The organism is Varibaculum sp. C0165D1, from assembly GCF_056590355.1.
Window position 1 is genome coordinate 65,917 of record NZ_JBWPVY010000002.1, and the last position, 25,255, is coordinate 91,171.

Below are 25,255 nucleotides of genomic sequence, written 5' to 3' on the forward strand. Positions count from 1 at the left end.
AGAGCGCGTGGTTAGGGCCCTAGCCAGGGGTGAGAAAAACTATTTGTCTTTGTCAGCGAGCAATCTCACTTGCGGCGAGCCCGATGAGAAACTAACAGTCCCCCGCATCCTAAAGCTATTAACCCTACCGCCAGCGGAGCAGAAGTGCTGGCGCCGGTGGCAGACAGTACCGTCGGCACCTGCGGTGGCGAAGGAGGATTATTAGGTGAGGTAGGGGGAGGAGGTGTCTTTGGGAGGGCATATTGTTCATCAATTTCCGTCTCCGAACTTCGAAAAGCCTGCGTCCGCGAGTCCCCCTGATAGGTGGTGACGAACACGTAGGTGTCTTTACAGTTCAACCGGTCTAGGCTGAGAGGGTTCCCGTCTTTGTCTTTATCTACGGTATAAGTTCCGTTCTTAGCTGGTAGTTCAACCCTAGCTAAGGGTTCTATCCCCTGCGCATCTTGATCTTTAATAGGTTGGGGCAAACAGTAAAGGTCGTTATGTACTATCTGCTCGTCGGTTTTCCATTTACCACTACCGCCAAACTCTGGATGGTCGTCAGGGAATCCATTCAGCTCCACCTGGTCGGTCAGTATTTTGCTCTCTTTATCTGCTACTACTTTTGCCTGTGTTTTTACCCCGGGGGTAAACGGCAACACTTGAGTCTCCGCTTCCTCGAAGAAGTCGGGTACATAATCAGTTTTTAAGTAGGTACCTTCCGGCTGGGAGGTGCGATAAGCGGCAGCTACGAAGGTATAGAAACCGGGCTTGTCTATTTTATAGGGATCGGTTTCGTTAGAGATAGTGACCCCATTTTCGGCCTCTTCCGCATTTTTGGGGGTTGCGCCGAGCTGCCAAGTTTTTAATGGCTGGGACTCTGCCGGGATCTGTCCCGGGCCGCGAGCTGAGCTAAACGGTCCGTAAACCGACAGGTCGATCATCACGGTTTGCCAGGTGTCTTTTCCGGTATTTTTACCCCACTTTTCTTCCGGTTTCACCAATATGGAGTCGGTTAGTTCCGCTCCCTGTGTTAGCGGTTTCATTTGTGATTGTGTCTGCGTTTTTACTGCGAAGAATTGACGCGGTTCCACATTGGTTGCGGTGCTGGCAGCTATTTGCGATTTAGGCCCGGCGATCAGCAAATCCTGCCACCGCGCGTGTTCCCAAATTTCATAACTAACCGGCGGTAGCCCTGCCACCTGGACCTGGGCGCTAACTTTACCGGGGCCGGTTACCTCGATCGGGAGCTCTTTAACCCCGCTCGCGGAAGAAGCGGTTAGGGTTTTAGGCTGGCCCTTACTGGAAAAATGCGCCGGCCCCGATAAGGTAATGTTTTCGCGCAGACCGCTCATTGGGCGACCAGCCGCGCTTTGGAGTACCGGCAAGCGCAGAGTCCCTTGGGTTGTTCCCGGATTAGTTTTTATTTCTGGTGCCCCCATTCGGTAGGGGCCCGCATAGGCAGCGGCCTGATTCAAGAGCTGTTGGGCCCGGCGCTTGATCTGGGCGGAGGGCTTTTGTTTGGGGGTTAGACGCCCCGATAACGAATGAATTGCATATACGGTAGCCCCCAGTTCAGGGTCTCCTTTATCAATGGCACCGCGAAGTTGTCCGGCTAGGTAAGCTACTCGGTATTCTTGCGCTGCCGGAAATACTACAGTCGTTCCTTTTGCTTTGTCTTTAACTTCAAAGGTAGCTCCGTTAGATCGATATGCTTGCCCCGCACCGATTACTCGTCTCCCCTGGTAGTTAATCCACTTGTTGCGCGGAGAGTTAATCTGACGATCAGTGGCACAGACGGCCACTTTGCTACCATCTGTAGATTTACGAGCATTTAACTCTATTTTGGAGTTTCCATAGTTTTTCCAAGCCGCTCCGGGCCCTGCGGCTTGGGAGGTGTCTTGATCGGTAAAAACCATCGCTGAAGTCATTATGGCGATGGCGGCAGCTAACCCGATGAGGCTGAGGTGTTTTCGTCTCTGGGCTCGCTGCCGACGTCGAGGACTAATCCTTGAGGAGGAACCGGTGATCTGATTATTTCTTGCGGAAGGGTTACCGCGGTTTTTTGCTGTTTTCATATTCTCAGATTCCACCGTGGAAACCGGCAAAGCGAGATCCGAAAAATCTTTTCAGGGCATTCGGTAGCGGCTTGCCCTTGGGGACAATTTCCCGGGCGTATCCCCTAAATAAGTCGATTTTTTTCGAAAGTAATAGCCCATTTTTTACAAAACGGCTGGACAAATTAGCCGAAATATACTTTAATCACAATAGAAACATATGCAACACTCGCAACTTACACAACAAGATGGTCCCAATGGTTAGTAAGAAAAACAGTTTTAAAATAGCAGCCGGCATTCTCGCCATGTCCCTAGCGATACTATTGATTCCCCTGTCATCCGCATTTGGTGAAAGCGGTTTCCGGGCGGGAAACATTATTTCTGATGCCAATATGTACCAGTCGACCCCCTCCATGTCTGCGGCGGAGATTCAAAAATTCCTGAATACCCAAGGGGCAGCATGCCGCGGAAATGGATGCCTAAAAAACATCCGCCTAAACACTAGATCCTTCCAAGCGGACACGTTCTGTAAAGGTAGCTATCGGGGCGCAAAAAATGAGCCAGTTTCACAGGTTATCTACAAAGTCTCCCAGGCCTGCCAGATTAGCCCCAAAGTATTATTGGTGACCATTCAAAAGGAACAGGCCGGAATTACGCAGAACTTAACGACTGCTAAACAAAACAAACTTACCGGTTACGGATGCCCGGATGGAAAACCGTGCAATCAGGCATATTACGGGGTACAGAACCAAATTTATCAGGCAGCACATCAGTTCCAGCGCTACCGTATCAAGTCTGGGAACTATAGCTTCCGGGCCGGCATAACCACCAGTATCCCATTTTCTTATCAAGACGGTTGCGGCGCTTCCAAAGTAAAACTGGAAAACCAAGCGACCGCATCGCTCTACAATTACACGCCTTACCAGCCCAATCAAGCTTTGCTTTCCGGAAAGTCCGATAAATGTTCTTCTGACGGAAACTACAACTTCTTTACCATTTACAAGAACTGGTTCGGCAATCCGCGCGGCTCGAGCCCCGCAGCTCCCCCTACGAAGAAAGTTACCGTTCCCAAGGGCGGGTACACCGGTAGCTCTAACAGCACTAAAGCCCAAGCCGCCAAAGAGGTTCCTAACACCCCTCGAGCTACCAGCAGCAACGCTAACGCCGCTCAAAAGGTAGGCACGGCGAGCTCTAGCTCCTCCCGCACTGCTACAACTTCAAACTCTCAGGCTACTGCCAGCCGCCAGTCGGCTAACACTTCCAAACCTGCCGATAGCTCCCAGGCTGCGGCCGCTCAAAACGCCGCTGTGAAGGCCGCCGAGCAAGAAAAAGCACAACAGGCAGCAAAGGCCGCAGCGGAAGCAGCTCAACAGGCTGCCCAGGCTGCAGAAGCAAAGAAAGCTGCAGCCGCGGCTGAGCAAGCACGCGCTGCAGCCGCCCAGAAAGAAAAACAAGCCCAGCCAAAATCGGATTCCCAAGCCGCTAAGTCTCAGAACGAAGCGTCGGTGGGGCCCCAGGCGACTACCGCCAACTCGCACAAAACATTGCCAGCGAAGGCGGCTGCTAAGCCAGCAACCTCCAGCAATAGTCCGGCTCTGGCCAGTACCGGTACCGTCGGTGGCTCGGTGGCTCTTTTGGCGATTGCACTGGTAATCGCGGGTTGGCGGATTCGCAAGAACGTAATCGACAACCGTCCGATCCGCGTTAACTGTTAACGGTGGCCAGTACCTGCGCGATAATCTCTTGGGTCTGCTCCGGCCCGGAAGTCGCGCGGGTCTGCACACCAGTACGCACCGCCGGATAGTCGTTTCCATCCGGGTCCAGACGGTCTCCTACAAATATAACTTGGGCAGGTTCCAAGGTAGTTTGCGCCAGGAACTTTTCCACCCCGTAGGCTTTATCAATACCGCGCATGGTGATATCCACGGAAGTGGATCCCCCGGAAAGCACCGTTAGCTCTGGAAGGAGCTCTGCGGCGCGAGCGGCTAGCTTAGCCCGCTTAACCCCGCTGGGATCCCAGGCATCTTTTTCTGCTTTACCCGCCTGCTGCCCCAAAGCAGAGTAGGTAAGTTGCGAACCGCGATTTTCAATGATCTCGCCCACCGGATTCTCACACCAATAACCGAAAGTGCGAGCGACTTCTGCAATCACTTTTTCCGCCCTCTTAGCTAGAGCTGGATCCATGTCGAGGACGTATTTTGCCTGCCAAGTACCATCGACAAACCGGTAGTAACGAGTCCCGCAGGTGGGCATCAAATGTAGATTTTGAGGCCTAAGATTATGCAGGTCTAGAGGGGCTAAGAGCTGGCGGGAAAACTGCTGAAAGGATCCTCCACTAATTACTCCCGTGGGCAAAGATCGAGTAAGACGCGCAAATACCCTTGCCATTTCGGGTTCCATCTCCTGTTTAGAGGGGGTCAGGGTGCCATCGAGATCAAAAACCATCGCCTTTATCGCGCCCACTCTTCGCCTTTCTGCCGCAGTTTCGCAAGGTAGTCAAGCAGCCATTGTAAGGCTAAAAGCTAGAGGAAGACTGATTTCCCCGCGAAAACTTGGGTCCAGTCTCTTATATGGGCCCTGCAGAAAAACCGATACCCTCGCCCTGCACGCAACTATCTTCTGGGGATAGACCCTGAAAAACCAGTTAAACAGTATCCCTGCAATGGTTTTTTATAGCTCTGTAATCGTTTTCACAAAAGCGATTTTAATCTAAAACGTCCCCTATCTACCAGGCATTTTACCTCATTTTTGGCCAGAAAAGAGGCCGGGGTTCTCATATTTATTACCTAAGCATTGACTCTAACCGAAATCCGCCCCTATAGTGAATATGTAAACGTTTCCACGAAACGGAAAGTCTCACCGGATTTTTCGAATCGTAAGAACAGAAAGAGAGAAAATAAAAATGGCTACTTTCATTGCACCTTCGCTTCCGATGGCTTCTACTCAGCTAGAAGACCCCAAAACCGTTGCTGCTATCAACTTCATTGCATTATTGATTTCAGGCGTAGGGATTGCCTTGGTCGGCATTATCGCCGGCTACATGATCACCACAGTTTTAGGTGGATTACTTGCCGTTGGCAGCACCGTCGGTCTTGTGTGGTCGCTACGTTACTTCCAGGGCAAAGACAAGTAACTTTAGGCCACAACCAGCTTTTAGTTGTCCATAAAATTAAATAGGAGTCGTCACCAGCGACGCACCAAGTCTCGCCAAGCTGAGTATAAACAGGGCTGTAAGCTGCTTGACAGGTTGCGATTTGCAAACATGCAAGCAGCTTAGAACAGCTTCAGAGCTAGGCAGACTCTCTCAAGACTGTTAGATAGTGGGGCGGATGGATTTCCATCCGCCCCACTTGCAATTGCAAACACTCGCCCCACACATCGGTTATTTAGAGGCAGATTTACAGCATTGAGTACCGATTTCTAAGTTACTTACTGTAAATGTGCTGCATATAGGATTCGATTTCCTCCAAGGAACGCCCAGAAGTTTCCGGCATTATCTTGAACAGCACCACCGCAATGATCAGATTTAACAGCCCATACAGCGCGTAAGTTGTCGCTCCTCCTAGAGCGGCAATCATCGGGGGGAACGTCCAGGTAATGATGGCGTTCATAATCCACATACAAAAAATGGCAGTCCCGTTCATAATCCCCCGCACATTCGCCGGGAACATTTCACCCAGCATAGTCCATACCACAGTGCCGTTAGAAGACTGCACCACCAGCATGAATAGTGCCATCATGGCCAACACCAGGTAGCTGGCCCAAACCGGCACCTCGGCGTGTGAACTATGCGGAGCGATTACAAACTGGAATATCAAGGCGATTCCGATCAGAATAAACCCGACCAGGCTCACGTCCCAGATCAAAATGGTGCGCCGTCGAAACTTGGCCATCAGGATTAAACCGAATGCCGCCCCCACTACGCTCATCACTCCGTTAGCTACATGGGCAGTAATCGCGGCAGAAGTTCCCATCCCCGCAATATTCAAGACTTTCGGAGCGTAATACATAACCGTATTCACCCCGGTGGTCTGGTTGACAATCGCCAGGAAAATTCCCACGAACATTAGCTTCCGCAGCCAGGGAGTGCTCATCACCTCTCGGAAGGTTCCTTTTTTGCCGCGCTCTAGGCTCTGACGAGCCGCAATTATCTCGTTCAATTCCTCGGTGAGATCACCATCTTTTTGGGGATCTCGTACCCGCTTGAGAGAACCGATAGCCGCGTACACTTCCTGCTGCAATACGTACCAGCGGGAAGATTCCGGCATCAGGTGCATCCCCAACCACAGGGCAACTGCCGGAAGCGAACAAAGAACCAGCATCCAGCGCCAGGCTGCACCATTACCAGCAGACACGGTCATATTGGAGATGAACTCATGCACCACTTGGGCATCAGCATTGTTCAGATGGTTAGAAACCATCTGGTTCAAAGCATCCCAAGAGTAGACTCCGGCCCCCACTACCCCGCTTGGATCGGTTTTCACGGTTACCTGCGGACCGCCGTGAGCCAAGTTGATAATCGCATTCATCGAGAAGGCTAATAGCTGCCCAAACACAATCATCAGCTGATCAGCGGCGACCACAGTGCCGCGGATGCGCTTAGGTGCGGTTTCCGCCAGAAATACCGGCACCGTAGCCGAGGAACCACCGACTGCCATCCCCAAGATCAGGCGGAACGGATACATTACCCAGATATTGGGGGCAAAAGCATTTCCAAGAGCGCCGATTATAAATAGGATAGCCAGCAAAATCAGGTTGTGACGGCGGCCGTAACGGTCAGAGAGGCGTCCTCCAAATAGCGCACCGAAAGCTGCCCCCAGCGTGAGAATGCCACCAATCGCACCCTCTTGCAGCGGGGTAATTCCCATGCCGCCCGCGCCCTCGGGCATATACATATAGGGTAAAGCTCCGGAGATAACCCCCGTGTCATACCCGAACAACAGCGAACCCAAAGTGGCGACCGCGGTCACCGCAATAACTTGATAGCGCTTACCAGACGGTGGAGTTTCCTGCACCATCTGCTGAAGTTTTTCTTTACTCAACCCATTCAGAGGAGTTTTTTCCCTATTTATTTCCAATGATCTAGCTTCCTCTTTTAGTAGGTAAAGCCTACATATTGTAGGTGATGAAGCCCTTTATCTTGGCTACTTTATCCCATTTTCCTGCTTCTTCTAACGCTACCGCAGCCTCGGGGATAAAAAATATAAAAACGCGGGGTGAGTTACCCGGGAAATACCCGAATAAACTCACCCCGCGCCTTGCAGCTAAAGGAATCAGCTCAGAGGATTTTGTAGTCCTCTAGCGTTAACGATTACCTCGAAAAGCGGTAAAACTACTTGGCTTTCTCGATGATTTCGCTAACCCGCCAACGCTTGGTCTTGGACAGAGGACGAGTCTCCATAATCCGTACCAAGTCGCCGGTGCCGCATTCGTTGTTCTCGTCATGCACCTTGTAGCGCTTACGGCGGTTAATCACCTTGCCGTACAAGCGGTGCTTTACACGATCTTCCACCTGCACCACTACGGTCTTGTCCATTTTGTCGGACACTACGTAGCCCTGCAGCACCTTACGGTGATTACGCTCTGTAGTAGCGGTTTTCTCTGTTTCTTCGCTCATGAATCCTACTCCTCAACCTGCGGAGCGGTACGAATACCGAGCTCCCGCTCTCTAGCGATGGTGTAAATGCGGGCAATATCGCGACGCAACTGTCCGATCTGTCCGCGATCTTCACCGGCACCAGTGGCCAGTTGGAAACGCAGATTGAACAGCTCGGTCTTAGCTTCGTCTAGTTTCTTGGACAGCTGTTCTTCATCCAGCACATCCAAATCAGACATTTTCAGGCCCTTTGCCATTACTGATCACCGCCTTCACGACTGATGAACCGAGTCTTAATCGGCAGCTTGTGCTGCGCACGGCTCATCGCTTCCCGAGCGATATCTTCGGACACGCCCGCCAGTTCGAATAGCACACGACCCGGCTTTACCGGGGCCACCCACCATTCGGGAGAGCCTTTACCGGAACCCATACGAGTTTCGGCCGGCTTCTTGGTCAGCGGACGGTCAGGGAAAATGTTGATCCACACTTTACCGCCACGCTTAATGTAGCGTGTCATCGCGATACGAGCGGCCTCAATCTGCCGGTTAGTAATATAGGCGTGATCGAGTGCTTGAATCCCGTATTCGCCGAACGCCAGTTCGGTACCGCGCTTAGCCATGCCCTTACGATTGGGGCGATGCTGTTTGCGCCATTTAGTCCTACGAGGAATTAACACGTTACTCCTCCGTTCCGTTTTCTTGCGGCTTCTCGGCCTCGGCTACCGGCTTCTCAGCGGGAGCCTCAGCTGCGGGTGCCTCATTTTCCGAGGGCGCAGCTTCAGCTTTTTCTGCCTTGGCTTGATTAGCGCCCTCTTGACGGCCTTCACCGCGTCCTGCGCGACGTCCACCGCGGCCGCCTTCACGACCTGCGCGCCCGCGACGAGCGCCACCGCGTCCCCCGCGTCCGCCAGATTCGGCCTGTTTGCGAGCGAATTCGGTCTCGGTGAGATCGCCTTTATAGATCCACACTTTCACGCCGATACGGCCAAAAGTGGTGTGAGCTTCATAGAAGCCGTAGTCGATGAGGGCGCGCAGCGTGTGCAACGGCACCCGACCTTCACGGTAGAACTCTGAACGGGACATTTCTGCCCCGCCGAGGCGGCCCGAACACTGCACCCGGATGCCCAAGGCACCCCCGCGCAGCGCCGACTGCATACCTTTACGCATTGCGCGCCTAAAGGACACGCGAGCAGCCAGCTGTTCAGCAATACCTTGCGCCACTAGCTGGGCATCAATCTCGGGGTTCTTCACCTCGAGAATGTTCAGCTGCACCTGCTTACCGGTGAGTTTCTCCAGATCGCCACGCAGGCGATCCGCCTCTGCGCCCCGCCGGCCTATTACGATACCGGGGCGGGCAGTGTGCAAATCGACCCGTACCCGATCCCGGGTGCGTTCAATATCGATCTGGGAAATACCGGCGCGTTCCAGGCTCTTTTCCATGATCCTGCGAATGCGCACATCTTCATCAACGAAATCACTGTAACGCTGTCCCGGCTTAGTGGAGTCCGAGAACCAGCGGGAACGGTGATCGGTGGTGATACCTAACCGAAAACCGGTGGGGCTAACCTTTTGTCCCATTAGTCGTTCTCCTCTTCCTGTTTGCCGTCAGAAACCTCGATAGTGATGTGGCTGGTTCGCTTGAGGATCTGGCCAGCACGCCCTTGAGCGCGCGGCCGGAACCGCTTCATCGTGGGACCTTCATCTACGTACGCCCGCGAAACTTTCAGTTCCGCAAACGTATCTTTTCCGCCGGGCCGATCAGCTTGAGCGGCGGCGTTGTACATTGCGCTGCGAAGCACCTTGCGAACATCAGTTGCGACCGCCTGAGGAGCGAAACGCAGGATGTCGTAGGCCTCGAGGGCGTTCTTGCCGCGAATCAAGTTCACGACGCGACGCGACTTCTGCGGCGTAGAGCGCACGAAACGCGCTTTCGCCATGCCTTCCATCTTTGCCTTCTTTCTCTTCGGGCGCGCCTAACGACGGCGTGCCTTTCGGTCGTCTTTGTCATGTCCGCGGAAGGTACGAGTGGGCGCAAACTCGCCCAACTTGTGACCAACCATATTTTCGGTGACGTACACCGGAACGTGTTTGCGTCCGTCGTGTACCGCGATTGTGTGCCCAATAAAATCGGGGGTAATCATAGAGCGGCGTGACCAGGTCTTGATAACCGACTTTTTATTGGCGTCATTCAGAGCGTCGACTTTTTTCATCAGATGGTCATCGACGAAAGGACCCTTCTTTAGGCTACGTGCCATGATTTATCTCCTACCTAACGCTTCTTGCCGGTCCGGCGACGACGCACAATCAGGCGATCGCTGGCCTTATTCGGACGGCGGGTACGACCCTCGGGCTTACCCCACGGGCTAACCGGGTGACGACCACCGGAAGTACGGCCTTCGCCGCCACCGTGCGGGTGATCAACCGGGTTCATAACCACACCACGTACCTTCGGACGCTGCCCCTTCCAGCGGATGCGTCCGGCCTTACCCCAAGTGATATTGCCGTGGTCAGAGTTGCCAACCTCACCGATAGTGGCGCGGCAAGCAGCCTCTACGTTACGGATTTCACCGGAGGGCATACGCAGCTGGGCGTATTTGCCTTCTTTCGCCACTAGCTGCACGGAAACTCCCGCGCTGCGAGCGATTTTAGCTCCCCCACCAGGACGCATCTCCACCGCGTGAATCACAGTACCCAAGGGAATGTTGGTCAGCGGCAAGCAGTTGCCAGGCTTAATATCGGCAGCCGGCCCCTGTTCGATGCGGTCGCCCTGATGCAGTTTGTTAGGGGCGATGATGTAACGCTTGTCGCCGTCTGCATAGTGCAGGAGAGCGATATTGGCGCTGCGGTTCGGATCATATTCGATGTGGGCAACCTTTGCGGGCACCCCATCTTTGTCGTGACGACGGAAATCGATCACGCGGTAACGGCGCTTATGCCCCCCGCCACGCCGGCGGGAAGTGATACGGCCGTCGTTGTTACGTCCACCGGTTTTGTGGATAGGACGCAGCAGAGACTTCTCCGGATGGTCGCGAGTGATTTCCGCGAAATCGGAAACCGATGCGAAGCGACGCCCGGGAGTAGTCGGCTTGTATTTACGAATACCCATTACTTGTTCACCCCTTACGCAGACGCTTCGTTGAAGATATCGATTGTGCCTTCGGCGAGGGTAATAATGGCGCGTTTGCCATCTTTCCGCTTGCCATATCCGGTGCGAGTACGTACCCGCTTACCTTTGCGCGCAATCGTGTTTACGGTCTTTACTTTCACATCGAAGATTTTTTCGATGGCGATCCGAATCTCGGTCTTATTGGCTTTGGGGTCTACCTCAAAAGTGTATTTCCCCTGATCCATCAGGCCATAGGCTTTTTCCGAGACGATCGGGCGGTAAATAATATCCCGCGGGTTCTTAGTAACCTCGAGTGCCATTGCTTTACGCCTCCTGTCCGGTCTTATCGGCGATGAACTGGCGAATCGCGGCCTCGGTGAAGATAACGTCCTCGTTATTGAGTACGTCGTAAGTATTGAGCTGGTCAACCATCAGCAGGTGAACCTGCGGCAGGTTACGCAGCGACAAGATTTGCTCTTCTTCCGGGCGGGTAAGCACTACCAGAACGTAGCGCTGATCTACCAGGGATTCGATGTGTTCGCGGCCAGCCTTGGTCGAGGGGGTTTCCCCGGCAACCAACTGGGACACCAAGTGCATACGATCCTTGCGTACCCGATCAGTCAGGGCGCAAGCCAGAGCCGCGGCCTTCATCTTCTTGGGGGTGCGCTGGGAGTAATCGCGCGGGTGCGGGCCATGTACAACTCCGCCGCCCCGCCACTGCGGCGCGCGGATGGAGCCTTGACGGGCCCGACCGGTGCCTTTCTGGCGCCACGGCTTCCTGCCGCCACCACGTACCTGTCCGCGCGTTTTAGTCGAGTGCGTACCCTGACGGGCTGCCGCGAGCTGCGCGTTAACTACCTGGTGCATTAAAGAAATATTGGGATCCCGATCAAAGATGCTGGCGGGCAGGTCAATGCTGCCTACTTCCTTGCCAGCGGGATCAGTTATGTTTAGCGAAAGATTAGTCATAGTTACGCACCTTTCACTGCACTACGAATCAGAACAATGCCGCCCTTGGGACCGGGAATAGCTCCGGTAACCAGGACAATGCCCTTTTCAGCATCGATTGCCTGAACTTTAAGATTCTGGATGGTCCTGCGGTCCCCGCCCATGCGTCCGGCCATGCGTAGGCCTTTAAATACGCGTCCGGGGGTGGCGCAAGCGCCGATAGAACCAGGCTTGCGGTGGTTACGGTGAGCACCGTGGGAGGCAGAAACGCCGGCAAAACCGTGACGCTTCATAACCCCGGCGAAACCTTTACCTTTGGTCTTTCCGGTAACATCCACTTTCTGGCCGACTTCAAAAATGTCGGCAGCCAGTTCCTGGCCAAGAGTGAAATCGTCATTTCCTCCGGTACGCACCTCTACTAGGTGGCGACGGGGGCTGACTCCTGCTTTATTAAAATGGCCGGCAAGGGGCTTGGTGACTTTCCGCTGATCGATCTGCCCGAAACCGATTTGAATGGCGGTGTAGCCATCGGTTTCCTGGTCTCGAATCTGCGTCACCACGTTCTTGTCGACCTGCACGACGGTGATGGGAACGACTTTTCCGTCCTCGTCCCAAACCTGCGTCATGCCTAGCTTGCGGCCGAGAAGTGCCCGAGTGGGTACTGCGGCAGCCGGCTGGGTCTGCGTGGTCATAATTATTTTCCTTAGAGTTTGATCTCGATGTTTACGTCAGCGGGCAAATCGAGACGCATTAGCGAATCGACTGCCTTAGGCGTCGGGTCGACAATGTCGATGAGCCGTTTGTGCGTACGCATTTCAAACTGCTCTCGGCTGTCCTTGTACTTGTGTGGCGACCGAATCACGGTGAACGTGTTCTTTTCGGTCGGCAAAGGTACTGGGCCTACCACTGTGGCGCCCGCGCGCTGGACCGTTTCCACGATCTTTTTCGCGGACGAGTCGATGACCTGGTGGTCATATGACTTCAGCCGGATGCGGATTTTCTGTCCCGCCATTCCGTCTACCTCTTCTTCTTCCGTAGATGTTTCCCCGGTGTTTATCCCGGGCCTGCCAGGGGATTTCCTCCCTTGCTTGCGCCAAGACCGCAAGGGCGAACTTGGCCGGTTGCAAGCGCAAGAATCCCTAAAAAGTTTAGGGAGGTGATCTTCCCGGACGAACTAGGTCACCGGGCACGAATCGATTCCTGCGTTCTTGCTGCCGGGCGCTAGGAGAGCGGGTACGCAGAGCGCACCTTTCAACTAGAGCCAGTAAACTACTTTAACGCGCTTGTAAGAACCCTTTCAAGCTGCGGTCATGTGAATGACCCCACGTCCACGCATCCGGGCGTGTCGCAGCACTCATTTTCTGCCGCGCATGGGGTGCTTTTCGTAACGTCCTGCGCGGAAACTAGGTTTTCCCTCCCTTCCGCGCGACAGCAGGATCCTCCACGACTGACGCATCGGGGCTGCCGCGGTAAAAGCGCTCGGGGGACCCCAGTGAGCCTTGCTTCGCTCGGCTAGAGACATTATCTCACTGAGACAAATAGGTGCGTTTCCGATGTTGCGATTAGTGATTGCAACCGGTCTCTCGCATCTTTTACCATGCCAGCCCATTCGCAACTTCAGCACTTGCGGCTGTGTGACACCGTACCGCATGCGGGGGGGGGAAAGTTTTATCCGAGTAGGTGCGGTGGGCATAAGAATTCGGGAAACGTCGCTACGTTTTCCGAATTCTTGGGCAGGAGGAAAAACTTTCCCCCCGCGCGCACCTAGTAGAGGTTAGCTCCCGCGCGTGAACTGGCGCGGTTAAAGAACAGGTGTTTGGCAATGCTTGCGAATCCGTCTCATAGACCGCACTCTTCCCATAATTCTTCAATGGGACGTGATTTGCGACCATCGCGCTCGTATTCCTCAAGAGCTTCGCGCGTTATTTGTAAATCGTATTCGTCTTCTAGCCGCTCAAAGAAAGCCTGTTTAAAGGCGTCGCCAAGAGAGATTGAATGAATGCGCGCATAGCTGGAGGCTAGACGTTGTTCTTCGTCAGTCAAACTAATAGATATCGACATAATACAATCTCCCCTTTCCTTTACTTCATAGTATTCCGGTTATGGGCAAACACATCAGATGTCTGTTTCGGAAAGGCACGTAAGCGGCGAATTGCCTTTGTCGTCTAGTGCCGGGGCACTCAGTTCCCCAAACATCACCCGGTAGAGGACTTCTTTTTCCAAATCCATAGCTGCCATATCTACCACGTATGGCGTGGGGTTAAACGCAGATGCGCCGTGACCCCCAGGTTCACCTGCGAGGAAGGGGGTCAAAGGTTTAGCTTTCTTATTTCTTTTATGAATTGTTTATTCAGTTCTTTTGTTCTAAAAAACATATCCTCACTGTTTGAAAGCTGGTGACGCTTCGCTTTAATGGAAACTAATTCTAAGGTGCAAATGTAGTCAGCAAGCTGGAATAGCCTATAATCGCTCGGTTTAACTTCCCTTTTGGTCTCGACATCTAACAAGGTGTTAAAAACGGTATTGAGTACCAATCCAAGCTCACTTTGCCCGTTGTCATAATACAAAGCTCTCGAATCGAAGGACTGGAAAAATGCAAGATTATCTCGACAAAACTCCGCAAGTTCTTTCGCAATTCGAGCCTGAAGCTTGTCTTTGCTGTCCCAAAGTTTTTTATCGAAGGAAAAGGTCTTTACTTTTACAGGTAGGTGCCTTGCGAAATTTCGCATCACGAACATCAGGTTGCGTCGGGTTTCGTAACTGTAATTAAAATACTCGTTTTCATTACGAATGATGGGGGCGGTGTGAATGCAATGATTGGCGAACCCTAGGTCGGCTAAGCGGCGCTCTAGAGTTTCGAGGTATTCTGTGAGATTTTTTGATTGATCGTGTAAAACCAGAGTAAATAGATAGAAGGAAGAGGATCCTTTTTTGAAACCGAAATCTCCTGATTCGTCTACGAAAATGCTGATTCTTCGGTCGAGCAAACAGGCTTCCCCTCGGTAAAAGAAATGGCGGGAGATGTTCCCGCCAATGTAGGACCCGGTTCTCACGAACAGCCCTAGTAGTGCCATTCTACAGTATCTTCCCAGCCAAAACAACCCCCCGGGGCTCTTGGACTGCTTTTACCGAGCCAGACCCGGGCGGGCGAAAATCCCGGGCTCACGGTTCGCAGTAGATTCGACGCAGAGTAATCCCCCGCGCAGGCTTGGATACCGCGCGGGGGAAAAGAGTATTAAGTTGCGGTGGAGTTTCTTTAAGCTTCCGCGGGGGCTTCATCCTCTTGGCGACGGCGCCGCAAGGCGGCAACCAGGATGCCGGTACTAAAGAGTACGCCCGCTGCAATCAGGAATGGCACCACGTAGACACCGGTTTTGGGCATGTGCGGCTTGGCCGGGGGCGGGGGCGGGGTCGCGGGGGCCGGAGTTTGTTCCGCCATCATCTTGGGGGCAATCGAAATGTTAAAAGTCCATACGTGCAAGTCCGGGTTACCGGACGGCATGGTTATCAGGAACGGCTTAATCCGACCATATTTATGGGTAGTGTCTGCCGGTTTCTGATCGCTTACCAGGTACAGTCCGACCGGCAGGTCAGCGAAGGTAACGTTGCCTTGATCATCGGTGATCATGGTTTTTGCCGGCTCTAAGCCTTTGGTTTCGGCCTGCTTAACCGTCATCTTCTGCAGTTGCGTCCAGTCGGCGGTAGGCAAATCTACCCCTTTGACCCGGTTAATCTGAATCACCTGTCCCCCAGCCGGGCCATTAGGCAAGGCTCCCGGTTTAGGGTCATCATAGGGATTCGCAGCAGTCTTAGTTATATGTAACTGTCCGAGGCGCGCGGGATTGAAACTTGCGGGATCGAGGCCGGTGATGTCACCCACTACTACTGGTTGATCCGATTGCGGTGAAGCCATCGCTGAGGTTGGTACCAGGGCAAGCATTAGTGCGGCCAGCAGCCCCAAGCCTGCTTTCAGCTTGCGTCGCGTGCTGTTCACTGTGTCCTCCTTGCTTTTCGTGGCGGGTAATATGTAGTTATTTCGGCGTCGGTGGCGGGGATTCCCTCCCTGCCAATCGGGGGTGAAGCCCCTGAAGCTTTTTCTTCGTCCTCATTGCGGCGACGCTGTCTCCACAGCCACCAGCCGAGCAGCAGAGCAGCTAGGCAAGCCACAAAAATTATGGCTCCCATCCACCACGGCCATTCCAGCTTCCCGGGTCCGGCGAAAGGCTTACTTTTATCCATCGGCACCCGTACTCCAGTCACTAACAGCCGGTGGCTGTTAATACCGTAGGGCGTGCAGGTGAGGACGGTTAAAAGATCCTTGCCTTCTTGCCGCTGCAGGCTTTGCACCTGGTCGGGACGAACTACCCGAATCCAACGCACCTGGTATTTAAGCTCTTGCCCCGCTACCTGCACATAGATAGCGTCACCTTTCTTAACCTCGGTCAGGTTATCAAGCAAAGTGGCTGTTGAGAGCCCGCTATGCCCGGTGAGTACCGCGTGCGTTCCTTTACCCCCTACCGGGAGGGAGGATCCGTACAGATGCCCGATTCCGCGTTCTAGGGTGTCTGGCTGGGAACCGTGGTAGATAGGTAAATCTACTTTGATTCCCGGGATTATCAGACGCCCCATTTCCGGGACGATATTTAGTTGTTTTAGATACACCTGATAGGGGTTGTTGTCTTTGGCAACCCGCGCCAACCAGGGATCCAGGATGGGAGCCCCCGGGGTGTGCTGGTTATATGCCTGGGCTGCCTTAAAAGAATCAGACAGCTGCTGCCTATCAAGATGTTTTTCTGCTTTTGAATATTCGTAGGCGATCTGGAGTTGGCGGGCATTGTTCCATTGGGTTGCCACCACGGGGTATAACAACACCGCAATACCCGCCAACGCCAGGATTACGGGGATCAGAGTGGAACCGCGGCTGCGCTGAACTTTGCCTTTACGCTGCTCGGTGGCTCCGCTGGTTTTCTCTTTCTTCCCCAATTTTCGCCTTGCTATTTAGTGTCGGGGAGCAGGGTTGCTCCCCGACACTTTATTTTAGTTACGCGCGTACCCGATTGCGACGAGCATAGTAGTATGCTCCGCCCAGTAATCCGGCTGCCACAATCAGGAAGAGGGCAATGCCCGCTCCACCGGTTAGCGGTAGCTTCGAGAGGATATCTGAGCTCTTTAGGGTGTTCTGGTACTCGACCTCTACTGGTTTGTTCTGATCAGCAGCGGCTTTAACCGTGGCCTTATCGAAACCGACTTTCTCCACAGAGCTACCCAACTCGTAACCGGTAGGTGCCTTGGTCTGTACCACGCACAGACTATTGTCACGAGCCGCTAGGGGTTCTGAACTAGCTACTCCGGCTTTCAACCCGGTCGCGATTGCGGCACCAGTGGTGGAAGGATCCCCGGTAGCTGCATCGTCACAAGCATAGACGCTAAACTCTGCGTTTTTATTGTTGATATCGGTTTGTCCGTCCTTGTTGTTTACCTGCAGCTTAGCCATCGGAATATCCGGCTGGTCTTTAGGATCAGTTTCACTGCCGCCGTTTTCACCTTTCTCCGAGTCATAGTTGTAGGCTGCTTTGTTCTTAATGACCCAGTTACTTGCCGGTTGACTCCAAATGGGGTCACCTGCGGGGGCAATCTTACCGGTCAGGGTCACTCGTAGGGTCTTACCTGAGTTGGCATCCAGCTTGGCAAGGCCCGTGGCAGTCAGCTGAATTCCGTAGGGGTTTTCAATAACTGTGTAATCAGCAGCTTCTAGCGCTGTCTTGGTGTTCCCATCTACAATCTCGACCTTCTCAATCGTAGAGTTGGCCTTATCAACCTTCAGCGGCCCCGAAGGAGTATCAGTGACTTTGTAGGTCTTTAACTTGTCACCTTGAGCTTTCGCGGTCAGAGTAGGAATCGGGGAGTCAATCTCGAAGGTCATCTTGGAACCCGGTTTAACTACCTCGTCTTTAGGGGTGATGTCCTTCTTGGTGATCTTGCCCGCGGAACCGTTCTTGGGGTACACGGTTACGGTATCCATCCAGGTTCCATTATCCGGATCAGTCATCGGAATCAGGATTATGGACGGGAGCGCCGCCTTGTAGCCGGTAGGAGCCTTGGTTTGGGTCAAACGGTACAAACCGGGCTTGACCGTAAACGAAGTCTTGCCATCGGCACCCAAGTCTTTCGTCTCTTCAACTGCCGGGCTTGCCGGAGTGAAGTTAGCGGGAGTCGCCTTGGTGGCCGCATTGTAACCAGCGGTAGTGGTCACATCGTAGTCACCTTTTTCCAGCTTGAAAGTACCCGAGGGCAGTTTATTAGCTGCATCAAAATGACCGCTCTTACCATCGGCGGGAACTCCGCCTTCACCAATCTGGGGCTCTACCGAAATCGTGTAATCTTTGTTGGCATCGATCGCGGGGGCGGCGCTGGCGCCAGGAGCGCCCACTGCTACTAAGCCCAGGGCAGCCATGCCCAAGGCGGCAGCTAGTGCCATCCCCCTCCGAACAAATTTCTTAGTGTTGGAAAACATTTTTACCTCATTTATGTTTTTCTGTTTATTTACGTTTGGAAATTTTCTTAACTTCTTTGTTTTAAGATGTTTGCGCGTTACCCCCTGTTAACCCGGGGTCGGTGCCAGACCGGAAAAATCTTTCACGAGCTAAAGACTGTCTCCAGGCGGCAAGCATCCATCCCGCGGGTAAGCGTGGCAGGCACGCGCGGTGAATTATTTTCATTCGCGCCTCCTATGCCACATCACGGCTGCCGAAGCGGCCACCAGGGAGATTCCCACCAGCCACAACCAGGGCAAATAGCCACCGGTCAGGGGGAGATTCCCAACTCTTACGTCCGCCAATTCGATCTGCCAAGCCTTGACGGTATTGTCCGGCGCATAGGTGGCTATCAGACCGGAACTGAAAGCTTCCGGATCGAGCTTGACTACGGTGTCTTGCTCCGCTTTCTGATCGGCAGGATCTAGGGCGACGGCAAACTTCCAGCCGAAGGGGAACCTTTCGCCCGCATTCGTGCCGGCATTGGTATTCCCCAGCAGGTAGTTGCCAGGTGGCAGTTCGGTCTTCGATTCATACACACCCGGCTGGCCCTCAACTGGCACCAGCTCGATCGGCGTCCCGGCACTTTCGTCTGCCTTTCTCTCATATAGGGAGAAGGTAGCATCCGGAACCACCTGTCCGTTAGGCTTGGGAGCCGTTGCCTTATAGATACGCACTTTGGTGCCGTTGCTGTAAACCGAGTACAACACCACGCCCTGCTTGGTGGTTCCATCCAAAGTAATCTCGAAGGTGCCCTTGCCAGGATCCGTATCCTTAACTGCCAGCTTGGTCTTGTTAACTTGGGAGAAATCCATGTTGTCATAGAAATAGAATCCCAGTTTATCCACGTCCCAAGGCACCCAGTTGCCTGCCACTTTCAGGTACGGTTTCGCCGAGGTATCCGGTTTGGTACCGGTCAGCTTGCAGGTGGTACCCACCGGCACCAGCGGGAGCCGCACGAAATTGCCGCGCCCTGCCTCGGCGGTACCGGCTATCGCGGGATAGCCCCCATCGGGTACCGGCAAACCAGCCGGGCGAGTACAGGTGTAGTTGTACGCGTACTTGTTGGTTTCCGGCAGTACCTCATCGCGGCGCTTGCCCTCTACTGCGGTACCTATCTGATATTGATCGAAAGGCACCAGATAGAAGTCCTCGAAGGTAATAGTAGTTTCCTTCTTACCTTCGGGGTCCAGACTGAGCGGGGTGACCTTTAAGGCATCCGGGGTTTGCGAGTTGCCCAATGCCTCAGTTTGCTCGGTAGCCCCCTCGGTTACTACTTTGGCACTGGGGTTCAAGTACACCTGCGGATCCTTGTACTTGGCAACCGGGTCTTTCCCGGTCTGGTTTTCATGCCAGATCTTACAAGTGGAGCTGGCGGGGACGAAGTTACCGCCGTCCTCACCGGAGAGCAAGGTGAGTTCACCAGTGCTCAAGGTGGTCTTATCGTTAGCGCTCAAATCCATAGAGCCCTCGTACACCTGGGGGTTACCCTGAGCATCTCGCAGATACTTATCGGTGCATTGATAGTGCGCCCTATAGCCAACTTCCCCTTTGTCTACCAAGGCTTGCCCCACGGACATATAGGAGGCCGCATCATCTTTTCGCACCTTCTGCACCACTTTTAGTTTGGCGGCAGGACGCACGAAATCGTTATTGATGGTAAAGAGGGATTGTTTTTGTGTACTCCCCTCGCCACTAACATGATTGGGGTGCACAATGAAGCCCACAATTCCCTGGTCACCACTCATTAGATTCAGGTTAGAATCATCATCTACCTGCGAATTTTTTCCTTTGTTATAGCTAAATAGAGCCCTCAATCCGGCGGCATCTGCGGTCTGCGTGTCTTGGGTTGGATCCTTCGCAATGGTGGTAGTCACCTTGGCATCCAACTCTGGGAACTTTTCCTCTGCCAAAACACAGCGATACCCGACTGGAATCAGCTGGTTGGCAACAGCATCCTCCCACTTTCCAGGCTCAGTGGCACTTTCTTTAAAGCTCAACGCCACTCTAATAATGGCGGCAGCGCTACTATCGGGAGGCAACTCCGCGTCTCCGGCTCCAATTAGGGGCGGCGGCCCGCAGTAGAGGCGAGCGTCAAAGGTCTTACCTCTAGCTAAGGGCGCCCCATTGCCGGTATTAGTCAAACTTACTTTCACCTGGGTTTTTTCGAAGACATAGTTATTCCAAGAAACCATAGCGCCGGCAAAGTTCTCGGGCAGGGTGCTGGGAACTACCGGGTTACGGGGATTCCCATTCTCATCTTTTAAGTTGTCCCCGACAGTGGGTTTATTGGGATCATTGGGTGTGAATGCTCCGTTTGGCCCTGCTTTTCGGTCACGAGGCAAGAGCACCTGGACTTTAATCACTCCGCCCACATTTTCGGCGCGGCACTTATCGGAAGCATCCGTACACTTTTCGTTTCCCTCCCGGTCACGACCGCGGTAACCATTGGTAATCTCCCAATAGTGACTCCATACGGTTTCGTCTACTTTGGCACCATCGGGATCTTCAGTGACGGTACAAACCGCGCCCGCCGGCAGGGCATCAATCACGTGCCATTCACCCTGTTGGAAACGACCCATCTCAGTGCTGGCACTGGGATGCAGGTCTTGCAGCCTAGAAGCCAGGTCATCGCCGAAAGTAGCTTGGGCATCGGTTCGTAGCCCAATGTCACGGGGCGCGGGGATATTGATTGGCTTTCCATTCAAGGAGCAAGACCAGCTCACCGGGAAGTGCTTATCACCAGAAACAATAGTTACGCCTTCGCCACCGACTTTCTTCTTCAGGTTGAAAGTCGCCAACTGCAAGCGGTAATCCCGTTGCAAAGTGATTGTTTGCCTATCAGCAGGGGTTTGCCCATCGGCAGAGGTCCACTGATAACTATATTTATCCGCGCTGGCAGTGCCCCCGGCACCTGACCAGGCGGGATCCTGCAAATCGGTTCCAGGAATCTTCAAAGTCGTTTCGTTGGTGGTAGCCGTACAGTCCCAATTGGCGGGTACTTCCAGGGGCGTAACGGTACCCTTATTAGACAGCTCCGGCGAAAAAGTTGCCGTAGATGTTACCGCGCCATTTTTGTACTGGCACTTAACCTCAAGAGGAACCTTGGTGCTATCAGCATCATTGGGGGCAATCCCCAGGACGGCTTTACGCCATTCATCCGGAACAGTAATCCGGTCGCCGGTGGCGGTACTATTGGCATCCTTGGAAGTCCACATGCTGGAGTTAGCTGCCAGATTTACCGTGGTAGTCTTGGCCTTAGCCCATAGTCGAATAACCACGCTAACGCTGCCACTTCCGCTAGGAGAAGTGAATTGGGTGTTGATAGGGGCGGGATTTGCCTGGTTGATATCATCAACATTCGCCCACTTCCAATCTATTCTGCCTTCTAAATCGGCAAGCGGAGCCTCCACCCGGCAATCCGACCCCTCGGGGATAGTAGTGGAAGGGACGATGGTGCTAGTACCATTCTTCAAATCAAGCGTGATGGGTACGGGCGTTATGTCCGCTCCGGCGCTTGTTGTACATTTAACCTGCGCGTCCAAAGTATCGGGAATACTCAGGGCATCGTACTGGGGACGAGATTTCACCAGCCCCTGTACCGAAATGTCACCCGCGCGTGGCAGCGAATACTTGGTTTCCAAATTGGCGGTAGATTCGCTTTCGGCGATCGTCACCGTCTGTGGAGGAGCCTGGTACCTAACATTCAATCCCGCAATGTCTTGCGGCTCTGATTGAATGGTGCACTGGGAACCAACCGGCAGGTTCTCCAAGGACTTGGAAGTAGTCTCGGTGCCATTTGCCGGGATGACTAACTCATTGACTGTCTGCCCCGCTTCTCCTGGCAGCTTACAGGACACCGTAACTTTATTATCCTTACCTTTTATGGTGTCCTGCATGGTGGAATCCGGGATCGGCTGTCCCCAGGCTATCTTATGGTTTATGGCCAGGTTAGCCAGCTTATAACTAAGGTCGTTATTGACGGTAACCGGAGTTTCAATCGTGGTGTCAGTTATGGTGGTGCTGATTGGACCCGGCATCACCAGCTGGGCGTTGGGCACAGCAGCGGGAGCCCCGATCGAATCCTCGGTAAGATCACATCTAACCCCGGCCGGCACCTTTTCCACTAGCTTAGACTCGGTGGACTTAACGCCAAAGCTTAAAGTGTCTTGACCGTCAATCGGCAGGGTAACTCCCTCGTCGGTGCATTTCAGATGCATGGGGAAGGTCTGCCCAATACCCTGGTTAGCGGCCTCGCCGGTAAGCTCTTTAGTTACCCGCAACTTGCCTTCCAAGCGTTGCAAATCCTCGGTTATGTTAATAACTTGTTTGCCGGGAGAGTGTACCCAGAAGTAGTTGTTGCTGCAGGCTTTAGGAGTTTTGGGTTTGGTATCGTGGTCTGCCTGACAGATAGTAGATTCGTAACTGTCCCTCACGACTACGCCGGGGATATTTACCGACTCGCCCACCCCGGTACCTGGTCCGTGAATGTTCTGGTTCGGGGGTACCGTTGAAAGTAAACAGTGAGTACCGACCGGCCAGGCATCCTTGCCGTTTTTATCCTTCCCCAGGATAACTTTGGCGGTACCATCGGTTTCCACCCCTACCCAGTCGACTCCTACGTAGCCGGGATAGGTTCCGGTATTTGTCTCCGGCAACTCCGGGAGTTTAGTGGGGTCAGCCATGAACCGGCAGTTATAGTACACCGGAACCTTTTTAGGTAATTTGCCCTCTGCGATTTTTTTCGCCAATGCGGGATCATTCTTGGAGTTAGAGAAATGCAGGGTAACTTCGACGTGCGCTCGCAGGGAGTTATACACAGTATGCGAAACCAGCTGCGAGTCTTTTTCGGTGGTGACAGTGGGATCCTGAAGCTTGATTTTACCCACGATGATATTCTTTACCGACTGCTTTTGATCTTTTATTTTCTGGGTTTGAGCCTCGTCTACCGCAAAGTTAGTTCCAATAAAATAGCTGTCAGAAGTAAATTTCATACTCGCGGTAGTGACGTCATACCCCTCGGGCATCTCGATGGTTTCCGTGATAGTACACTGGGTGCCTACCGGAACTGGCGTCGGAGTTATTTGAAGTTTGGCCAACTTGGCGATAATGTTCAACTCTTTAACCTGTTGGGGACCAGCGGTCGTGGGGGCAACAACATAGTCATCCGGGTTGTCTCCCAGGGGATCTTTACACTCCCACTTATACGAGTATTTGGCGCCATTAGTGTAGTGAGGAGGCTTGCCCCCGACTTCGTAACGAATCTGATCATTAACTGCTGAAACGGTCTTTTCAAAGGTCAACTTTTGCAGCGGGCGCGAGTAAGTCCCACACTTAATCGAGAAAAGCTCACTAATCTTATTCGCAGGGATCTTAAATCCGACTTTATTGTTTGCCGGATCATCTATCTCATCAGGCGTGAAAGGTGCGCTCTGTCCATTGGTTCTACTCAAACCATTACAGCGGACAATCTTCCCCTTAAGTTTAGTATGCCAGTATTCAGTGGTATGCCGGGGGAAAGTAATATCCACCCCGCCGGTCATCTTGGCCTTAGTAAGGCTGATTACCAAGCGACCATCTTTACCAGTTATATGGTTCTGGGGGGGTGCTGCGGAGGTATCTACGGGGGTGAAATCAACCCGTTGACCAGCATTGGGTTTTACATAGCGGAAATCTTGATCTACCAGGTCAGAAGTGAGGGAAAAGTGGGTATCTTCCCACATCCAACGGCGCATAGTGTTCTCAAAAGTACCGTTGGCTACGCCGTCCTTCCATGGATTTTTGAAGTAGTCTCCGTTTGGATAGCCGTAATAACCGCCGGGAGACCCGCCGGCGTTATCAGAGGGGAAGGGTACGTATTGATAATTCGGCGTCGATTGAGCTGGGTCCTCCGCACCGGTCAACGCGCGTAGGAACATATGCCGGGTGGATTCACCACCACCGTCTGGATTAGGAAATCTGTCGACCCAGTCCCCCATACCCATAGTGCGAACATCCGCTCCCAGACCGCGAATCATCCGCGCAACATCTAACATTCCGGCGCGACCGGGATTAGCTTCCAGCGGAAGCCATTTCCACTTACAATTATGGAGATTCTCGCTGTCTACGTTTTCGGGATCATCAACGAAATTACCCTCTTCGTCATGAACAACATTCCAGTTGGGATATACACCATTATTGGTATTAACACATCTGCCGTCACCCGGACTCGTGTACACAGATTTACTAAGGTGCCAGTGAGGATCTGACATCGACATGATAATGATCTTGGAATAAAGCGGCCGGGGCACAAAATTGGGGTCACCGGCATGCTCAGCTAGTTGTGCCTGCTTGTAGCGGTACATATCGCGATAGAGCTTACCCAGCCCCCACTCACCATTGCCACCATAGCCACTTTGGATATTGCCGCCTTCGCCATTGGTGGCATCTAAGGACCAAACTTTATCCATTACCTTGTTATATCCAGCCTCATCTGCCAGGGAGGTCGCTTGCAAGTCGGGAGTGTTATTCCCGTAACGCCCCTCATCTTGCTTGCGGGCATAGTGATAGATACCTACAGACAGCGGGGAGCCTTTGAGCTTCTCAATTACATTCGCTACTGCCTGGTTTTGATCCCAGTTCCGGCAATTAGCGTTCCGAGCTCCCCCATTAAGACGCTTTCTATTCGCAGGTATCGCTGGGTAATCCTTCGGGCAATCTTTATTTGCAGTACCGGTAATGCCGCCGCCCATGGTTTGGTAACCATAGAAAGACCCGAACTCAAACACTAAGGCAATAGAACCAGCGCTCTTGATGTCCTGGGATTCCGCTTCCCGAGGAGGATCCGAGGGCCAGGGGTCATCTGGTCCCCCAATGATGGGGTGAGCCGGGTCAGAGGGTACTGCCTGCGCTTTAGGGAGCGCCAATACCGCCACCGGAATCAACGCGAGCACCAGCCCCAACAGGGTCAGCACCGCGGTCAGCTTTTGATATCGCTTATGTCCTGCCACGTTGCACCTAACAATCCTAGTAAAACTACGCCCCCCCCGGGTTACCCG

At 53.3% G+C, this 25,255-nt stretch carries 23 protein-coding genes; 2 read left to right on the top strand and 21 right to left on the bottom strand.

The annotated features are described in order from the left end of the window. Positions 1 to 65 precede the first annotated feature (65 nt). Positions 66 to 2,057 (bottom strand): hypothetical protein, encoded by a 1,992-nt coding sequence (locus tag AC1EKS_RS02915; RefSeq protein WP_481008754.1) that lies wholly within the window; start codon positions 2,055 to 2,057, stop codon positions 66 to 68. 236 nt (positions 2,058 to 2,293) lie between these two features. Between AC1EKS_RS02915 and AC1EKS_RS02920 the strand changes: the two genes are divergently transcribed. After that, positions 2,294 to 3,751 carry a hypothetical protein gene (locus tag AC1EKS_RS02920; protein WP_481008755.1) on the top strand — a complete coding sequence of 486 codons (1,458 nt, stop codon included), beginning with the start codon at positions 2,294 to 2,296 and terminating at the stop codon, positions 3,749 to 3,751. On the opposite strand, the gene AC1EKS_RS02925 is transcribed toward AC1EKS_RS02920, so the two are convergent. After that, the gene (locus AC1EKS_RS02925; protein WP_481008756.1) at positions 3,741 to 4,499 is read right to left on the bottom strand and encodes an HAD-IIB family hydrolase; all 759 of its coding nucleotides are present in this window, start codon (positions 4,497 to 4,499) and stop codon (positions 3,741 to 3,743) included. The two genes, AC1EKS_RS02920 and AC1EKS_RS02925, sit on opposite strands and share 11 nt — an antisense overlap. A gap of 439 nt (positions 4,500 to 4,938) precedes the next feature. Between AC1EKS_RS02925 and AC1EKS_RS02930 the strand changes: the two genes are divergently transcribed. Further along, positions 4,939 to 5,169, top strand: coding sequence for a hypothetical protein (locus AC1EKS_RS02930; protein ID WP_481008757.1), 231 nt, complete (start codon positions 4,939 to 4,941; stop codon positions 5,167 to 5,169). A 292-nt stretch (positions 5,170 to 5,461) separates the two neighbouring features. On the opposite strand, the gene AC1EKS_RS02935 is transcribed toward AC1EKS_RS02930, so the two are convergent. The 19 genes from AC1EKS_RS02935 to AC1EKS_RS03025 all read right to left on the bottom strand — a co-directional run bounded on the left by AC1EKS_RS02935 (position 5,462) and on the right by AC1EKS_RS03025 (position 25,207). Next, a complete protein-coding gene (locus AC1EKS_RS02935; RefSeq protein WP_481008758.1) occupies positions 5,462 to 7,054 on the bottom strand; it encodes an MFS transporter in 1,593 nt (530 codons plus the stop codon). A gap of 314 nt (positions 7,055 to 7,368) precedes the next feature. Next, positions 7,369 to 7,653: a 30S ribosomal protein S17 gene (gene rpsQ / locus AC1EKS_RS02940; RefSeq protein ID WP_285371370.1), complete on the bottom strand. Its 285-nt coding sequence runs from the start codon at positions 7,651 to 7,653 to the stop codon at positions 7,369 to 7,371. A gap of 5 nt (positions 7,654 to 7,658) precedes the next feature. After that, a complete protein-coding gene (gene rpmC, locus AC1EKS_RS02945) occupies positions 7,659 to 7,889 on the bottom strand; it encodes a 50S ribosomal protein L29 (RefSeq protein ID WP_071128797.1) in 231 nt (76 codons plus the stop codon). Next, a complete protein-coding gene (gene rplP, locus AC1EKS_RS02950; protein ID WP_024059446.1) occupies positions 7,889 to 8,308 on the bottom strand; it encodes a 50S ribosomal protein L16 in 420 nt (139 codons plus the stop codon). The genes rpmC and rplP overlap by 1 nt, the downstream gene beginning before the upstream one ends. Position 8,309: 1 nt before the next feature. After that, a complete protein-coding gene (gene rpsC / locus AC1EKS_RS02955; protein WP_481008759.1) occupies positions 8,310 to 9,209 on the bottom strand; it encodes a 30S ribosomal protein S3 in 900 nt (299 codons plus the stop codon). Then, positions 9,209 to 9,577 (bottom strand): 50S ribosomal protein L22, encoded by a 369-nt coding sequence (rplV, locus tag AC1EKS_RS02960; RefSeq protein ID WP_285371368.1) that lies wholly within the window; start codon positions 9,575 to 9,577, stop codon positions 9,209 to 9,211. The genes rpsC and rplV overlap by 1 nt, the downstream gene beginning before the upstream one ends. A 27-nt stretch (positions 9,578 to 9,604) precedes the next feature. Then, positions 9,605 to 9,886, bottom strand: coding sequence for a 30S ribosomal protein S19 (gene rpsS, locus AC1EKS_RS02965; protein WP_022864274.1), 282 nt, complete (start codon positions 9,884 to 9,886; stop codon positions 9,605 to 9,607). Between the two features lie 14 nt (positions 9,887 to 9,900). Next, entirely contained in the window at positions 9,901 to 10,737 is an 837-nt protein-coding gene (rplB, locus tag AC1EKS_RS02970; RefSeq protein ID WP_481008760.1) for a 50S ribosomal protein L2, read from the bottom strand. Positions 10,738 to 10,751: 14 nt separating this feature from the next. Then, the gene (gene rplW / locus AC1EKS_RS02975; RefSeq protein ID WP_024059450.1) at positions 10,752 to 11,057 is read right to left on the bottom strand and encodes a 50S ribosomal protein L23; all 306 of its coding nucleotides are present in this window, start codon (positions 11,055 to 11,057) and stop codon (positions 10,752 to 10,754) included. A gap of 4 nt (positions 11,058 to 11,061) precedes the next feature. Further along, positions 11,062 to 11,706 (bottom strand): 50S ribosomal protein L4, encoded by a 645-nt coding sequence (gene rplD, locus AC1EKS_RS02980; protein WP_481008761.1) that lies wholly within the window; start codon positions 11,704 to 11,706, stop codon positions 11,062 to 11,064. A gap of 2 nt (positions 11,707 to 11,708) precedes the next feature. Continuing rightward, positions 11,709 to 12,377, bottom strand: coding sequence for a 50S ribosomal protein L3 (gene rplC, locus AC1EKS_RS02985; protein ID WP_481008762.1), 669 nt, complete (start codon positions 12,375 to 12,377; stop codon positions 11,709 to 11,711). Positions 12,378 to 12,388: 11 nt separating this feature from the next. Further along, positions 12,389 to 12,697, bottom strand: a complete 309-nt coding sequence (rpsJ, locus tag AC1EKS_RS02990; RefSeq protein WP_022864279.1) for a 30S ribosomal protein S10 — start codon at positions 12,695 to 12,697, stop codon at positions 12,389 to 12,391. A gap of 827 nt (positions 12,698 to 13,524) precedes the next feature. Next, positions 13,525 to 13,746, bottom strand: coding sequence for a type II toxin-antitoxin system RelB family antitoxin (gene relB, locus AC1EKS_RS02995; RefSeq protein WP_481008763.1), 222 nt, complete (start codon positions 13,744 to 13,746; stop codon positions 13,525 to 13,527). Between the two features lie 54 nt (positions 13,747 to 13,800). Next, a complete protein-coding gene (locus tag AC1EKS_RS03000) occupies positions 13,801 to 13,998 on the bottom strand; it encodes a hypothetical protein (RefSeq protein WP_481008764.1) in 198 nt (65 codons plus the stop codon). After that, a complete protein-coding gene (locus AC1EKS_RS03005) occupies positions 13,995 to 14,759 on the bottom strand; it encodes a DUF3800 domain-containing protein (RefSeq protein ID WP_481008765.1) in 765 nt (254 codons plus the stop codon). Before AC1EKS_RS03005 ends, AC1EKS_RS03000 begins: the two co-directional genes overlap by 4 nt. Before the next feature lie 182 nt (positions 14,760 to 14,941). Then, a complete protein-coding gene (locus AC1EKS_RS03010) occupies positions 14,942 to 15,679 on the bottom strand; it encodes an LPXTG cell wall anchor domain-containing protein (protein ID WP_481008766.1) in 738 nt (245 codons plus the stop codon). After that, positions 15,676 to 16,668: a class C sortase gene (locus AC1EKS_RS03015; protein ID WP_481008767.1), complete on the bottom strand. Its 993-nt coding sequence runs from the start codon at positions 16,666 to 16,668 to the stop codon at positions 15,676 to 15,678. The genes AC1EKS_RS03010 and AC1EKS_RS03015 overlap by 4 nt, the downstream gene beginning before the upstream one ends. Before the next feature lie 58 nt (positions 16,669 to 16,726). After that, entirely contained in the window at positions 16,727 to 18,199 is a 1,473-nt protein-coding gene (locus AC1EKS_RS03020) for a SpaH/EbpB family LPXTG-anchored major pilin (protein WP_481008768.1), read from the bottom strand. A gap of 201 nt (positions 18,200 to 18,400) precedes the next feature. Beyond that, positions 18,401 to 25,207, bottom strand: a complete 6,807-nt coding sequence (locus AC1EKS_RS03025) for a DUF5979 domain-containing protein (RefSeq protein WP_481008769.1) — start codon at positions 25,205 to 25,207, stop codon at positions 18,401 to 18,403. Positions 25,208 to 25,255 lie beyond the last annotated feature (48 nt).

Excerpts from the sequence above, each read along its gene's own strand:
- rpsC (WP_481008759.1), bottom strand. The coding sequence starts at position 9,209 with ATGGGACAAAAGGTTAGCCCCACCGGTTTTCGGTTAGGTATCACCACC.
- AC1EKS_RS03005 (WP_481008765.1), bottom strand. The coding sequence starts at position 14,759 with ATGGCACTACTAGGGCTGTTCGTGAGAACCGGGTCCTACATTGGCGGG.
- AC1EKS_RS02915 (WP_481008754.1), bottom strand. The coding sequence starts at position 2,057 with ATGAAAACAGCAAAAAACCGCGGTAACCCTTCCGCAAGAAATAATCAG.
- relB (WP_481008763.1), bottom strand. The coding sequence starts at position 13,746 with ATGTCGATATCTATTAGTTTGACTGACGAAGAACAACGTCTAGCCTCC.
- rplD (WP_481008761.1), bottom strand. The coding sequence starts at position 11,706 with ATGACTAATCTTTCGCTAAACATAACTGATCCCGCTGGCAAGGAAGTA.
- AC1EKS_RS02930 (WP_481008757.1), top strand. The coding sequence starts at position 4,939 with ATGGCTACTTTCATTGCACCTTCGCTTCCGATGGCTTCTACTCAGCTA.
- rpsS (WP_022864274.1), bottom strand. The coding sequence starts at position 9,886 with ATGGCACGTAGCCTAAAGAAGGGTCCTTTCGTCGATGACCATCTGATG.
- AC1EKS_RS03020 (WP_481008768.1), bottom strand. The coding sequence starts at position 18,199 with ATGTTTTCCAACACTAAGAAATTTGTTCGGAGGGGGATGGCACTAGCT.
- AC1EKS_RS02920 (WP_481008755.1), top strand. The coding sequence starts at position 2,294 with ATGGTTAGTAAGAAAAACAGTTTTAAAATAGCAGCCGGCATTCTCGCC.
- rpmC (WP_071128797.1), bottom strand. The coding sequence starts at position 7,889 with ATGGCAAAGGGCCTGAAAATGTCTGATTTGGATGTGCTGGATGAAGAA.
- rpsJ (WP_022864279.1), bottom strand. The coding sequence starts at position 12,697 with ATGGCGGGACAGAAAATCCGCATCCGGCTGAAGTCATATGACCACCAG.
- rplW (WP_024059450.1), bottom strand. The coding sequence starts at position 11,057 with ATGGCACTCGAGGTTACTAAGAACCCGCGGGATATTATTTACCGCCCG.
- rplC (WP_481008762.1), bottom strand. The coding sequence starts at position 12,377 with ATGACCACGCAGACCCAGCCGGCTGCCGCAGTACCCACTCGGGCACTT.
- rplV (WP_285371368.1), bottom strand. The coding sequence starts at position 9,577 with ATGGAAGGCATGGCGAAAGCGCGTTTCGTGCGCTCTACGCCGCAGAAG.
- rplB (WP_481008760.1), bottom strand. The coding sequence starts at position 10,737 with ATGGGTATTCGTAAATACAAGCCGACTACTCCCGGGCGTCGCTTCGCA.
- rpsQ (WP_285371370.1), bottom strand. The coding sequence starts at position 7,653 with ATGAGCGAAGAAACAGAGAAAACCGCTACTACAGAGCGTAATCACCGT.
- AC1EKS_RS02935 (WP_481008758.1), bottom strand. The coding sequence starts at position 7,054 with ATGGTGCAGGAAACTCCACCGTCTGGTAAGCGCTATCAAGTTATTGCG.